16 protein-coding genes are annotated in these 13801 nt (G+C 48.8%); 8 read left to right on the top strand and 8 right to left on the bottom strand.

Annotation, left to right across the window (positions count from 1 at the left end; genetic code table 11):
* Nucleotides 1-87 precede the first annotated feature (87 nt).
* Entirely contained in the window at nucleotides 88-342 is a 255-nt protein-coding gene (locus OI18_RS14490) for a hypothetical protein (protein WP_039140861.1), read from the top strand.
* Between the two features lie 24 nt (nucleotides 343-366).
* Here the strand turns inward: OI18_RS14490 and OI18_RS14485 are convergent, their stop codons facing one another.
* The 5 genes from OI18_RS14485 to OI18_RS14465 form a co-directional block, all read right to left on the bottom strand.
* Nucleotides 367-1287: a DMT family transporter gene (locus OI18_RS14485; RefSeq protein ID WP_039140860.1), complete on the bottom strand. Its 921-nt coding sequence runs from the start codon at nucleotides 1285-1287 to the stop codon at nucleotides 367-369.
* Nucleotides 1287-2099, bottom strand: coding sequence for a 2,3,4,5-tetrahydropyridine-2,6-dicarboxylate N-succinyltransferase (locus OI18_RS14480; RefSeq protein WP_039140858.1), 813 nt, complete (start codon nucleotides 2097-2099; stop codon nucleotides 1287-1289). The genes OI18_RS14485 and OI18_RS14480 overlap by 1 nt, the downstream gene beginning before the upstream one ends.
* A 47-nt stretch (nucleotides 2100-2146) precedes the next feature.
* On the bottom strand, nucleotides 2147-2740 hold the full coding sequence (locus OI18_RS14475; protein WP_039140855.1) for a porin family protein: 594 nt from the start codon (nucleotides 2738-2740) through the stop codon (nucleotides 2147-2149).
* Between the two features lie 89 nt (nucleotides 2741-2829).
* The gene (locus OI18_RS14470) at nucleotides 2830-4077 is read right to left on the bottom strand and encodes a metallophosphoesterase (protein ID WP_039140854.1); all 1248 of its coding nucleotides are present in this window, start codon (nucleotides 4075-4077) and stop codon (nucleotides 2830-2832) included.
* Nucleotides 4078-4089: 12 nt separating this feature from the next.
* Complete coding sequence (locus OI18_RS14465) at nucleotides 4090-4590, bottom strand: NADPH-dependent FMN reductase (protein ID WP_039141022.1); 501 nt, start codon at nucleotides 4588-4590, stop codon at nucleotides 4090-4092.
* 80 nt (nucleotides 4591-4670) lie between these two features.
* Here OI18_RS14465 and OI18_RS14460 point away from each other — a divergent pair, with 80 nt between their 5' ends.
* From OI18_RS14460 to OI18_RS14435, 6 genes are all read left to right on the top strand, one after another.
* Nucleotides 4671-5351 carry a metal-dependent hydrolase gene (locus OI18_RS14460; protein ID WP_039140852.1) on the top strand — a complete coding sequence of 227 codons (681 nt, stop codon included), beginning with the start codon at nucleotides 4671-4673 and terminating at the stop codon, nucleotides 5349-5351.
* Between the two features lie 39 nt (nucleotides 5352-5390).
* Nucleotides 5391-6221 (top strand): ParA family protein, encoded by an 831-nt coding sequence (locus OI18_RS14455; RefSeq protein ID WP_039140850.1) that lies wholly within the window; start codon nucleotides 5391-5393, stop codon nucleotides 6219-6221.
* Nucleotides 6222-6266: 45 nt separating this feature from the next.
* Nucleotides 6267-7184, top strand: coding sequence for a ParB/RepB/Spo0J family partition protein (locus OI18_RS14450; protein ID WP_039140848.1), 918 nt, complete (start codon nucleotides 6267-6269; stop codon nucleotides 7182-7184).
* 4 nt (nucleotides 7185-7188) lie between these two features.
* The gene (locus OI18_RS23850) at nucleotides 7189-7902 is read left to right on the top strand and encodes a DUF5683 domain-containing protein (RefSeq protein WP_052273242.1); all 714 of its coding nucleotides are present in this window, start codon (nucleotides 7189-7191) and stop codon (nucleotides 7900-7902) included.
* A 74-nt stretch (nucleotides 7903-7976) separates the two neighbouring features.
* Nucleotides 7977-8693: a 4-hydroxy-tetrahydrodipicolinate reductase gene (gene dapB, locus OI18_RS14440; protein ID WP_039140847.1), complete on the top strand. Its 717-nt coding sequence runs from the start codon at nucleotides 7977-7979 to the stop codon at nucleotides 8691-8693.
* 12 nt (nucleotides 8694-8705) lie between these two features.
* Nucleotides 8706-9119: an RrF2 family transcriptional regulator gene (locus OI18_RS14435; protein ID WP_039140845.1), complete on the top strand. Its 414-nt coding sequence runs from the start codon at nucleotides 8706-8708 to the stop codon at nucleotides 9117-9119.
* A gap of 329 nt (nucleotides 9120-9448) precedes the next feature.
* Here the strand turns inward: OI18_RS14435 and OI18_RS14430 are convergent, their stop codons facing one another.
* Nucleotides 9449-10678, bottom strand: a complete 1230-nt coding sequence (locus tag OI18_RS14430) for a peroxiredoxin family protein (RefSeq protein ID WP_039140843.1) — start codon at nucleotides 10676-10678, stop codon at nucleotides 9449-9451.
* Between the two features lie 79 nt (nucleotides 10679-10757).
* Nucleotides 10758-11726: an NAD-dependent epimerase/dehydratase family protein gene (locus OI18_RS14425; protein WP_039141017.1), complete on the bottom strand. Its 969-nt coding sequence runs from the start codon at nucleotides 11724-11726 to the stop codon at nucleotides 10758-10760.
* 158 nt (nucleotides 11727-11884) lie between these two features.
* Between OI18_RS14425 and kdsA the strand changes: the two genes are divergently transcribed.
* Nucleotides 11885-12703 carry a 3-deoxy-8-phosphooctulonate synthase gene (gene kdsA, locus OI18_RS14420; RefSeq protein WP_052273255.1) on the top strand — a complete coding sequence of 273 codons (819 nt, stop codon included), beginning with the start codon at nucleotides 11885-11887 and terminating at the stop codon, nucleotides 12701-12703.
* 18 nt (nucleotides 12704-12721) lie between these two features.
* Here kdsA and OI18_RS14415 read toward each other — a convergent pair whose 3' ends face one another.
* Nucleotides 12722-13771 carry an isoaspartyl peptidase/L-asparaginase family protein gene (locus tag OI18_RS14415; RefSeq protein WP_039140841.1) on the bottom strand — a complete coding sequence of 350 codons (1050 nt, stop codon included), beginning with the start codon at nucleotides 13769-13771 and terminating at the stop codon, nucleotides 12722-12724.
* Nucleotides 13772-13801: the final 30 nt, after the last annotated feature.

Genomic DNA, 13801 nt, shown 5'->3' with positions numbered 1-13801 from the left:
AAAGTATTTGAAAAACCGAAAAACTCTAATCCCTGATGGCCTAGCTTTAAGGGAAGCTTACAATACCTGTCAAAACCTGAAACCGAATTGAGCAAGCCTGCAATCTGTAGCTGGAACGAAGAGGAAAGATTTGAAAAATTCGTGGAAGAAGGTGCCCGTGGCTCTTTTATCGCCGTAAAACCAAACCTCGCCTACTTCAGGAAGAACTTACCTATGTCATCGCCACAATTTTTTACTGTTGTGTATAAAATAGCACACGGCGACCCTGTGTTTGAAGAAAATATAGAAGCAATAAAAAAATCCGTTGATTTTGCAACCCTGAAAAATATGCTGGGCAAATAATACCCGGAATTTTGGGAGAATTCACTACCCTCCCGATGCCTGTCGGCCCTTCCAGCCGATCAGCAACACGCCGATAATTACAAGCACAGTACCGGCAATCTGCCCGATATGCATCGTCTCACCCAAAAACAAGTAAGCCTGTGCAATGGTGCTCACCGGCCCAATGCTCGACACAATAGCGGCATTGTTTGAGCCGATCTGCTTCAGCCCCGCATTCATCAAAAACGCCGGCAGCACAGTAGCAATGATCGCCAGCAACAACCCGTATTTCCACATACCTGCCTTCAGCTGGAGGTCGCCCACCTCATGTGTAAAGAAGAAATGCAACAGCACGCCTGTCGTAGCCGCCAGCATCGCATAGGCAGTAAACCGCGTTGATCCTACCTGCGGAATCAGCCTGCCACTGCCGGCGAGGTAAATAGCATAAGTGATGGAACAGAAAAAGACCATCATGGACCCGAAGAGGAAATTCGGATTGCCGAAGTCGAGCAGCAACTCCCCATAGTAGGCCATCCCGATGCCGAGGTAAGTGCACAACAAGGCCCACTTCTGCATCCGGCTCAGCCGCTGACGAAAGAAAACCATATTGATCAATGCAACAAAACTCGGGTAAAGAAAAAGGATCAATCGCTCCAGTCCCGCCGAGATAAACTGCAGCCCGATAAAATCGAACCAGCTGCTGATATAATATCCCATCATGCCAATGACAGAAACCAGTACCCACTGCCGTGCCGTCATTGGCTTAACAGCCGCATCGCGCGTCCAAATAGCCACGCCCAGGAAGAAAGGCAGGGAAAACAGCATCCGCAAGGCCAGCAGGGTGATCACATCAACCTGTTCATTGCGGAAGGCCAGCTTTACAATGATCGCCTTGGTAGAAAAAAGAACCGCCCCCAGGAATGTGAGCACAATACCTGGGAGCGGAAGATTCTTCGAAGTCGCCATTAAACGCTCACATTAAAGTCCCTCAATGCATCATTCAGGCTCGTCTTCAGATCTGTGCTTGGCTTACGCTGACCAATGATCAACGCACAGCTCACATTATATTCTCCTGCAGGGAATTTCTTCGTATAAGTTCCTGGAATCACCACGCTGCGTGCTGGCACACGACCCTTGTATTCCAATGGAGCAGGTCCGCTCACATCTATAATTTTTGTGCTCTGGGTAAGTACTACGTTTGCGCCAAGTACTGCCTCTTTCTCTACATGAACACCTTCCACTACGATACAGCGTGAACCGATGAAACAACCATCTTCAATAATTACGGGAGAAGCCTGCAAAGGCTCGAGAACACCACCGATTCCAACGCCACCACTCAGGTGAACGCCCTTACCGATCTGCGCGCAGCTGCCGACAGTAGCCCAGGTATCGACCATGGTACCTTCGTCAACATATGCACCAATATTTACATAGCTGGGCATCAGCACCACGTTCCTTGCAATGTAGGCCCCATAACGGGCAACAGCATGCGGAACCGCGCGAACACCGAGAGACGCATAATTCTTCTTGAGCTCCATCTTATCGTAGAATTCAAACGGCGCCAGGTCCCAGGTTTTCATCTGCTGGATGCTGAAGTACATCAGGATCGCCTGCTTCACCCACTCGTTCACCTTCCAGCCGCCTTCTGCCGGCTCAGCCACGCGTAAACGGCCTTTGTCCACTTCTTCCATTACCGCGCGGATTGCATCGGCGAAATTGTTTTCCTTGCACAGTTCCCGGTCTTTCCAGGCTTGAGCGATCTGATCCTGTAATGTCATCGTTTGCAAAATTTATTTACAAACTTAATGAAGAACAGGTGTAAACGCTATAAGATTTTTATGCCAACACTAACCTGGAAACCCTTGTTCTTCCAGGCATTTTCAAGCTCTGAGGTGTTGATGTCTTTAAGCCCGCTGTAGTAACGCCCGGTGATCCGGAACGCACCAAAGTTGACCTGTGCACCAGCGAGCAAAGCGAAATCGCCGGACTCAAATGCTTCCTTTCCATTTGCGAGAAGATCCTTTTCATTGTCCAGCAATACGCCGAACTGCGGTCCGGCCTGCAGGCTTAGCCAGTCGAGCAACCTGTAGTTCAATGTAATCGGAATGGTGAGGTAATTCAGTTTAATGTCCTGGTTCGAACTGCCAGGTTTTGCGTCATTCACGATGTCTTCAAAATCATCGGCAGTCTGCGTGTTATATTGTGACCACAATAATTCCGGCTGGATGAACCATTTTTTTCCCAGTCCGAGTTCAGCAAAACCACCAAGATGGTAGCCATAGTTGAACTCATCTTTCAATTCCTTGCCATCAATTTTCGTAATGTTTGCGCCCCCTTTTATCCCAAGATGAAAACCCTGGGCCTGCGAATAAGAATACGCCATTAACATGGCCAGCAATGCAAATAATCTCGATTTCATAAAACGGGTATTTGATTGAAAGTTAATTCAATTGGTATGCCAACCAGATGTAATGGCTGTTAATTAAGCGCAAATTTGTGGAAGCCCGTCTACACCAGTTCTATGACCGTTATCTCGGGAAGGATACCCACGCGGCCGGGATAACCAATGAAACCGAAGCCACGGTTCACATAAAGTTTTTGTGTTCCTTCTTCATACAACCCTGCCCATTGCTTATACATGTATTGGACAGGGCTCCAGCGGAAGCCGGGCATTTCAACCCCGAACTGCATGCCGTGGGTATGTCCGCTCAGGGTAAGATCTATATCGGGATAATTGTTGCGTACCTCGCCATCCCAGTGACTCGGGTCGTGACTCATCAATATGCGGAAGGGATAACTTTCGGTTCCTTTATATGCATCGGGAAGCTTACCATACTTTGGAAAATTTCCTTTCGCACTCCAGTTCTCGATGCCGAGCAATGCGATCTGTTCACCACCACGTTCTACCACAACGTGTTCATTCATTAATAATCGCCAGCCCATTTCTTTATGTACGCCTTTCAGTTTCTCGAGGTTTTCAATTTTTACTTCGGGCGAATCCCAGCGAACATAATCACCGTAGTCATGATTACCTAGCGTGGAGAAAACACCCATAGGTGCGCTGAGCTGTGCAAAGAGATGTTTGAAGTCGTCCATCTCCGTAGCCCTGTCGTTCACGAGATCGCCGGTAAACAGGATCATGTCGGGCTTCTGATCCATGATCTTCTTCACGCCTTTTTCAACGGCACGGTGATCTGTGAAGCTGCCGGAATGGATATCGCTGATGTGCACGATCTTCAATCCTTTAAACGCAAGCGGCAGGTGACCATAAGCCAGCTTCAACTTCTTCACATTGTAATTATACTTGTTGGAAAACCCGTAAATGAAAGTCCCGAGTAGGGTACTGCCCGCCGCCAGTCCAAGCCAACTGAGGAAAGCAGAACGGGTGATGCCGTTCGGAGCCAGCGAAACCGGCACAGACGGATTACTGTACAATTTCCCGATCGTCCACATCGCTCCTCTTCGCACATCATCAACCAGAATAAAAATGGAAGCGATAAGCTTCGCAAAGAAGAGACCGACAATGATGGCGAAAATATAGCTCCGCAGCGACCGCGGCCAATTAGTGGTGTCGAGGTAGGGAAATGCGATCAGGAAACCCATTGCCAGCACGGAGATCGTCCAGTAAGCTGTGTGCAGAATGATTCTTGTCTTTGACCCGGCACCCTGGCTCACGAACCGGAGGGCCTGGAAAACATAAATGTCGAGGATCAGCAGGATGGCGATGATCACCCAGAGAAAACCGGAATTGCGCATTGATCAGCGTTTTTAAAATGCAATGAATTCATCGAGCTGGTGATTGATGGCATAGAGCGTAGGCTCATCTTTAATGCTGCCATCAAGGTTCAGCAATACATTCACAACCGATATCGGCAGTTTGTTCGGATGCACGTAAACTTTCATGTAATTTAAGATCCCTGTAAGGTGTTCCATGCCGCGCAGGTTACCCGCCCTTCCGGTTGAAACGCCGGTGAGCAGGGCCTTCTTCCCCCACCACACGCGCTGGATATCGCTGCTGTCGAACAGGGATTTCAACACCCCGGGAATGCTGCCGTTGTATTCAGGGGATACGAAAATGAATTTTTCCGTCGGGATCAGCACGGATGCTTCCAGCTCACGGATGGAGTCGTTCCGCAGACTCACATCCAGGTTTTCCAGCGAGATCAGGCGCGTTTCCACTCCCTTCTGCTCCATGATATGGTGGTACTGCCGCGCGATTTTTATGGTATTACTGCCTGGTCTGTTGGTGCCGGAGATGATGGTATACATATAAATCTTTCTGTCTGTAAAATTATTGCCCCGAAACGTTATTTTTGCCATCCTTACCCCAAAAGGTATAATAATATAGAATGCAATTCACTTATTACGGTCATTCCTGTTTTTCGGTGGCGATCAATGGCAAACATATATTGTTTGATCCATTTATTACGCCCAATGAACTGGCCGGCGGGATTGATGTGAACAGTATTGCAGCGGATTATATCCTGGTTTCGCACGGCCATGCCGACCACGTGGCGGATTGTGTCGCCATTGCGAAACGGACCGGGGCGAAGGTGATCGGTGCCTATGAAGTGACCGGCTGGCTGGAACAGCAGGGTGTGACCAACACCCACCCCATGAATACCGGGGGCGGCCGCGATTTTGGGGATTTCCGCGTAAAATGCGTGGTAGCGCAACATTCGAGCAGCATGCCCGACGGAAGCTATGGCGGTAACCCGATGGGCTTCATTGTATTTACAGATGCTGGAAATTTTTACTATAGCGGTGATACGGCGTTAACGATGGACATGCAGCTCATTCCCCGATGGGCAAAACTTAATTTTGCGGTGTTGCCAATTGGCGACAACTTTACCATGGACGCTACTGATGCGCTGGCATGCGCCGACATGGTGCAGTGCACGAACATCATCGGTGTTCATTACGACACTTTCGGCTATATCAAAATTGACCATGCAGCTGCGCAGCAGGTATTTGCCGCTGCGGGAAAAAAACTAAACCTGGTGCCGATTGGCGCCACTGTGAATATATAATTCAAACCCTGGAAAACCACGCAAGAACGAGGATCTATTATGGCAAGAATCATTGGCGTTGCAAATCAGAAAGGTGGTGTAGGAAAAACCACAACTGCTATTAACCTGGCGGCAAGTTTTGCCGTGCTCGAATTCCGCACGTTGCTGGTGGATGCCGACCCACAGGCCAACAGTACAACCGGTGTGGGCTTCGACCTGCATAATGTCACGCAGAGTCTTTACGACTGCATGGTGAATGCAACTCCCATCCGGGATGTGATCCTGAAAACAGATATTCCCCACCTCGACGTGGTTCCCTCGCATATTGACCTGGTTGGTGCGGAAATTGAAATGATCAATTATCCCAACCGTGAGAATGTGCTGAAAGGAATTCTCCAGCCCATACAGGATGATTACGATTTTATTGTGATCGATTGTTCGCCTTCACTTGGACTGATAACCGTAAACGCCCTTACGGCTGCCAATTCGGTGATCGTTCCGGTGCAGACCGAATTCTTCGCCCTTGAAGGACTCGGGAAACTGCTTAATACCATCAAGATCGTTCAGAACCGGCTCAACCAGGAGCTGGCGATTGAAGGGATCCTGATGACCATGTATGATGGCCGCTTAAGGCTCTGCAACCAGGTGGTGAGTGAAGTCCGCAGGCATTTCGATGAACTGGTATTCGATACCATCGTTCACCGGAATACGCGGATCAGTGAAGCCCCTTCCGTAGGAAAACCGGTGATACTATACGATGCGTACAGCAAAGGCTCTGTTAACTACCTCAACCTCGCAAAGGAGATCCTCCAGAAAAACAATATGACGCGCATCAGCCAGGAAGAAAGGATCATGGAAGTGCCCGAGGGCGAAGCCGACGAGGAAGCATAAGCCTGGCAATTTTCAATTTCTACTTTTGACTTTTTACTTTGAAACATGAACAGTCCGAATAAAAAAGAAGCACTCGGCAAGGGAATCCGTTCCCTGCTGCAGAACATAGATGCTGACCTGAAAAACACGTCAGGCCAGCTGAAACCCCAGGTGGTTGAACAAGCCACCGGAATGATGCGGATCGCAATCGACCAGATCGAGACCAACCCCAAGCAGCCCCGTCACGACTTCGACGAGCAGGCACTGAATGAACTGGCGGCGAGCATTAAGATCCACGACATTATCCAGCCTATCACGGTATCAAAACTGCCTTCAGGCAAGTACAGGCTGATCTCGGGTGAAAGAAGGTTCCGCGCTTCGAAGATTGCAGGACTGAAAGACCTTCCCGCCTATATCAGGCAGGCAAATGACCAGCAGTTGCTGGAGCTCGCGTTGCTGGAGAACCTGCAGCGTGAAGACCTGAATGCGATTGAAGTAAGTCTCAGTTACAAGCGCATGATGGATGAACTTAGCTATACCCAGGAGCAGGTTGCAGAAAGAATGGGAAAGGAAAGAAGTACGGTTGCCAACTATATCAGGCTGCTGAAACTCCCGCCCGATATCCAGGTGTCAGTGCGTAACGCAGACATCAGTATGGGTCATGCGCGTGCGCTGATCAATGTGGATGTGGTGGACAAGCAGCTGTATATTTTCAACGAGATCAAGAATAAGGGACTGTCCGTTAGGCAGACAGAAGAACTGGTGCGTAAGATGTACAAAGAGGAAGCCCCGGCTGTTAAAAATGCTGCAAAACCAGCCTTACCTCCAGCTTACAAGAAAATAGAAGATAATTTAGCGACACATTTCAGCACCCGGGTGAAACTCGCTCATAACAAGAAAGGACATGGCAGCATCACCCTGGAATATTATTCCATCCAGGAACTGAATAAGATCCTGGAAGCGATGGGTGTGACGGTGAACTGATCACATGAAACAAACCAGATTTTTCGCCTGTATCCTGTGCATAATTTTCGGTGTTAGCCCGGCATTTGCGCAGGATACTGTTGTTGTGGTTCCCATTGTACGGGAAACCATTCCCAAAGATTCCGTCGTAACGCGTGTGCAGGGCATGCGGATCAAATCAGATGTTGTGGATGAAACGCAGCTTAAAAAGTCTAACATCGACACCATTCCGAAAGGGCCCAACCATCCGCGCCGGGCAGCCATCCGCTCTGCCCTGATTCCTGGCTGGGGACAGGTGTACAACAAGAAATACTGGAAAGTTCCCATCGTATATGCCGCGCTGGGTATCACCGGCTATATCTTCTTCGATAACCTGCAAACCTACAAGGATGTCCGGTATGCCTACAAGGTTACCGTAACCAAGGACACGGCGAACTATGCTAACGTTCCCGACTACCTGCAGCAGCACGTGATCCGCGGCAATGTGAATGGTCTCGACAACTACCGTCGGGAAGTGCGCCGGAACATAGACTACTCTGTACTCATCTTTGCACTATTCTGGGGATTGAACGTGATAGACGCTACCGTTGATGCACACCTGAAAGAGTTTGATGTGAGCCCGACATTGAGTATGAAGTTCAAGCCCCAATTACCCAACGGTACTTACGGCAGTGTAGCAGGTTTGACCCTGAAGTTCGACATACACTCCGCCAAGTCAAAATTGAAATTCCAAAATTAAAAACGGGTTGTCCTTTTGCTTAATTTTGGGATCGCCAATTTTTCCTTTTTAGTTTTCACTTATTAATCAGAACCATGCGTATTGCGTTAATCGGATATGGCAAAATGGGCCAGGCAATTGAAAAAATCGCCCTGGAAAGAGGCCATGAAATAGTACTGAAAATAGATGTAGACAATATCGACCAGTTTACCCGTGAAAACCTGGCTAATGCTGATGTTGCGATAGAATTCACAAGTCCGCACAGTGCGTACGACAACGTGATGAAGCTGTTTGAATACAATGTTCCCGTGGTATGTGGTTCTACCGGTTGGCTCGACAAATACGAAGCGGTGGAGGAATACGCGTTGCAGCAACAGTGCGCTATGGTATATGCCAGCAACTATTCGGTGGGTGTAAATATCTTTTTTGAAGTGAACAAACGCCTCGCTGAGCTGATGTCTTCTCATCCTGACTATACTGTTTCAATGGAAGAGATCCATCACACCCAGAAGAAAGATGCACCCAGCGGAACAGCCGTAACCCTCGCCGAACAGGTGATACAGCGGATTCCGCAACTGAAGAAGTGGGTGAACAATATGTCGGATAATCCGCAGGAGCTCGGGATCATCAGTGAAAGGATCGACCCCGCCCCGGGCACCCATAAAGTCCTTTACAGTTCAGAGATCGACGATATCGAGATCATCCACACGGCACATAACCGTACCGGTTTTGCCACTGGTGCGGTACTCGCAGCTGAATTTATTATCGGGAAAAAAGGCCTCTATGGTATGAAAGAGGTATTAGGTTTGTAAATTACCTCCTGAATGATTTCCAAAAAGACCCAATACGGACTAAAAGCCCTGACCTACCTTGCCCAGCAGGAAAGCATGGGACCTGTACTCATTGCAGACATTGCTGAAAAGAAGAATATTCCCCTGAAGTTTCTTGAAAGCATCCTGCTCGACCTGCGGAAAGCAGGACTACTGGAAAGTAAGAAGGGAAAAGGCGGCGGTTACTTTTTCGCCGTTCCACCCGCAAAGATCAAGGTAGCGACCGTGATCCGCCTGCTCGATGGCCCCATTGCCCTCCTGCCCTGCGCCAGCCTTAACTTCTATAAGAAATGCGACGACTGCGATGAGCGCTCATGCGGCCTCAACCACATTATGCGTGAAGTACGTGATGCCAGTCTACGGATTCTCGAAGAGAGAACGGTGGCTGATATCGCGGAGGAATATTAAGCTGGCATCCTTCATTTTTTTTACTCCTGAATTCGGATTATTCCCGGTTTTAATCAGATTATTCCCTTTTTTAATCGGATTATGAAAAAGTGCTTGCAAGTATTTTCAATTGCTTATAATTTGCAAACCCGTGGAAGCCGTCTAAGAGCCGTCTAAGAGCCTTCCAGAAGCATAAAACAAGCATAAAACAAGCTTCCCGGAAGCATCCCGGAAGCATGTTTGAAGCATGTTTGAAGCTATAACGAAGCGTCCCGGAAGCTAGCCGGAAGCTACAGAAGTGCATGAACGACACACACAGGGGTGCGTGAACGACATGAAAAAGGCACAAATTAGTCCACCAAAAGGGAGTCGATCGTTTCCTCGAACTCGCGGGTATACTGCGTATAGAGATCACCGGTAGCCGGTCCAAAAAAGCCGCCATGAACTTTCTTCACCTTGCCATCTTTGCCTATGAAAATCGTACTCGGGAAAGATTTGATCTGCGTGATCTGCGGAAGTGTCTTCTCCGTACGCAAAGTATCAGAACTTGTGACCCCAGTCAGCAGAATGGGATAGTCGACATTGAACCTTTGCTGGAATTTCCGCAGGCTCTTCTTTGAACGTTCGTTATCGAGGCTGTATTCATATGCCAGCGCCAGCATTTCAATTCCGCGTTCTTTATTCTTTTTATAAAAGTCGCTCAGGTATGCGGTTTCATCCATACAGTTCGGGCACCAGCTGCCCATGATCTGGATCACCACCACTTTATTACGGAACCGCGCATCATCGATGCCAACCAGTTTATCATCAAGATCAGGAAAACGGAAATTCAGTTTGTCTTCGCCCGGCTTGAGCTTAACGGCAACTTCATCCATAGACAGAACTGCGTTTTCGTTGCGCTTGCCGGAGAAGTTTCCTGTGTATACCGGACCGGAATAGTGTACACCACTTTCAATACGATCGGATCCGGCAAGCTTTGCCTTAAACACATACGCGTGACTGCCATCAAACGTGGAGAGGAAAAGACTGTCACCCTTTACGATACCCTCGAGGTAGCGATAGTCGCCCGAAGCGAGTGAAATGCTTCCCGTCAGTTTATTTCCTTTTTGTTGAAATTCGGCAACTGCAGGTTCTGAGTTTCCATTCTTGCTGGTGAAGGTCAGCTCCCACTTTCCGCCCAGTTTAGCGGCAGCCGGTTGCCCTTTTGGGAATCTTTCAGTTACTCCTGGTGTGGCAACAAAAGGCATTTCCTGCGTTTTACGGCTCGTGCCCTTGATCCACTTTCCCTTTAGCGATCCATCCTTCTGCAGCTGAAGTGCAAAGGATGATTCGAAGAAAGGCATCTCGATGAAAACGGAATCACCCTTTTGGCTAACCTGTTTAACCTCGAGGCGTTCATCTGCATTAATGATATGTATAACAGGCTGCTGTTGTTTGTAGCTTACATCAAATAAGAAAACAATGTGCTGACCATCTTCCCTTAAAAGACTTCCTTTCCAAACGCCCTTTTTGAGTTTCTGGGCATTCAGTGAACCAAAGCCAAGCAGTATCATTCCAACCAGTGTAAACACAGATTTCATAGTCTACCAAATTAATGGGCAAATATATGATAATGTCAACAACCAGTAATGAACGAACTGTGAAAGTTGCCGGAACTTATCAGACCGCAGCACTTTGCGCTTCCTGCTTTTCCAGGTTGAGCAGCATGTCCTCCGTCATTTTGGGAAGGTCGTATTCATGTTTCCAGTTCCAGTCGTTACGTGCAACACTGTCATCGATGCTTTGCGGCCAGCTGTCGGCTATGGCTTGCCGGTAGTCGGGCTCATAAGTGATCTGGAAGTCAGGAATATGCTGTTTGATGGTTGCGGCGATCTCCTTTGGAGAAAAACTCATTGCCGAGATATTATAGGAAGTACGCACCGTGATCTGGCTCGCAGGCGCTTCCATGAGCTCGATAGTTGCCTTAATGGCATCGGGCATATACATCATGGGCAGGTATGTATCTTCCTTCAGGAAGGAAGTGTATTTTTTTTCTTCCAGTGCTTCATGGAAGATCTCTACGGCATAGTCGGTTGTACCACCACCGGGGGCAGACTTATAACTGATGAGGCCGGGGTAGCGCAGGCTGCGCACGTCAACACCGAAACGCTGGAAATAATAGTTGCACCAGAACTCACCTGCATACTTGGAAATTCCATACACCGTGGTGGGCTCAATGACGGTGTACTGGGGACATTGCTGTCTTGGTGATGTAGGTCCGAACACGGCAATGGATGAAGGCCAGTACACTTTATGGATCTGCTCTTCGCGTGCGATATCGAGCACGTTCAGGAGGCTTTGCATATTGAGGTTCCAGGCGAGGTTTGGATTTTTTTCACCGGTAGCAGAAAGAATAGCTGCCAGCAGGTAGATCTGGGTGATACCCTGCCTGATCACCATCACATGCAACATTTCCCTGTTAAGGGCATCGAGGGAAACGTATGGCCCGGTACCACGCAACAGTTCATTTTCTTCACGGAGGTCCGAAGCGATAACATTGCTGTTACCATAAATGTTACGCAGCGCGAGCGTAAGCTCAACGCCTATTTGTCCGCACGCACCTATTACAAGTATCTTTTCTTTAGTCATATCGGAAGCAATTTCGGGTGCAAACGTAAACAGGAAATTCAAAATTTAAAACTCAAAATTCAAAAGAGTTGCCGGGGGAGCCAGGCTTCCGCGTAGTTTCAGCCATGCAAACGTTTCCGGAAAATCAGAACAACGACTTTCCTTATATCTTTGCACGCATGGAACAATTTCTGAAAGACCTGTTCAAAGGTCAGTCTTACGATGAGAAAAACTTTTTCCTGGTTGCCGGTCCCTGTGTAATTGAAAGTGAAGAGCTGCTTTTGGAAGTGGCCACAAAAGTGAGCGCGATCTGCAAGGACCTGGGCATCCCTTATATCTTCAAATCTTCTTACCGGAAGGCAAACCGCACCAGCGCCAGTTCATTTACCGGGCTTGGTGACGATATGGGTCTCGGCCTGCTTAAAAAGACCGGCCAGGCATTCAGCCTGCCCACCACCACAGATATTCACGCCCATGATGAAGCGGCCCATGCTGCGGAGTATGCAGACGTGCTGCAGATCCCTGCATTCCTTTGCCGCCAGACCGACCTGCTGGTAGCGGCGGGTGAAACCGGGAAGGTGATCAATGTGAAGAAAGGCCAGTTCCTCAGCGGTCCGTCCATGAAATTTGCGGTAGAAAAGATCCGGAATACCGGCAACAATAAAGTGATCCTGACAGAGCGTGGAACGACGTTCGGGTACCAGGACCTGGTGGTGGATTACCGGAATATTCCGTGGATGAAAGAACATGGTGTTCCGGTTGTAATGGATTGTACCCACAGCCTGCAGCAGCCCAACCAGACATCCGGCGTTACGGGTGGCAACCCGGCCATGATTGGCACTATAGCCAAAGCTGCACTCGCGGCAGGTGCGGATGGATTGTTCATTGAGACACATCCGAACCCCGCGGTAGCATTAAGTGACGGGGCAAATATGTTGCAACTTGACCAGTTGGAGTCGCTTTTGAGGCAACTGGTAAAGCTTCGAAAGGCACTATAGTCCAGCAGGTTACAAAGGTTACTTCGCGTCAGCGCCGTAGATCTCCACAACAATAGAGCCATCGGCTTTCACAACGCCACGGTACATCCCCTCGGTGTTGAAGGGCATGGTATAGTTTCCATTCTTGTCGACTGCGATGAGGCCGCCATCGCCGCCGAGGGCGGGAACGCGCTTCATCATGACTTCATTGGCCGCATCTGACAAGGAGCGGTTCCCGAATTCCATCATGTCGCTGATGGTCTTGGCTACCACTACCCTGATGAAGTATTCACCCCAGCCGGTACAGCTGACCGCGCAGGTCTCGTTATTGGCATAGGTACCGGCGCCAATGATCGGGGCATCCCCAACCCGGCCGTATTTTTTATTGGTCATGCCGCCCGTACTTGTGGCGGCAGCGAGGTTGCCATGCTGGTCGAGGGCAACGGCACCAACGGTACCGAATTTATTATCCTTATTGGTAAAGAGGTAGGCTTTTGACTTTTTGCTGCCGTGGTCCAGTTCCATTTTAAGGGAATCTTCTTTTTTAGCGTTCTGGAGTCCGCGCCAGCGTTCTTCCGTATAGAAATAAGACGGGTCAACGATCTTTATCCCCTGGCTGGCTGCAAATTTTTCAGCACCCGCTCCCACCATCATTACGTGATTGCTCTTTTCCATTACTGCACGCGCGGCAAGAATGGGGTTACGGATGGTGGTAACACCGGCAACAGCACCTGCTGCCTGGTCCTTCCCGCTCATGATGGCAGCGTCGAGCTCATTACGGCCTTCGTTCGTAAACACCGCGCCTTTACCTGCATTGAAGAGCGGGGAATCTTCCATAACAGTAACTGCTGCGGTTACGGCATCCAGTGAGCTGCCGCCTTTTTGAAGGATGGCATAACCGTTTTTCAGGGCGAGCGTCAATGCTTCCTTATAAGCCTTTTCCTTTTCAGGGGTCATCTTACTTTTCAGGATGGTTCCTGCGCCGCCATGAATTACCAAAACATATTTATTCTTTGCCGGCAGGGGGGCTTCCTGTGAGAATGACGTGTTAAAAAGCAACAATACAGAGAGCCTTACAAACCATTTCATATAAATAATTCGTTAGTTTATAAAAATAAC

This window comes from Flavihumibacter solisilvae (assembly GCF_000814475.1).
Classification (GTDB): Bacteria; Bacteroidota; Bacteroidia; order Chitinophagales; family Chitinophagaceae; genus Flavihumibacter; species Flavihumibacter solisilvae.
The sequence above is the reverse complement of the archived record's forward strand: the minus strand, read 5'-3'. Positions and strand labels throughout refer to the sequence as shown.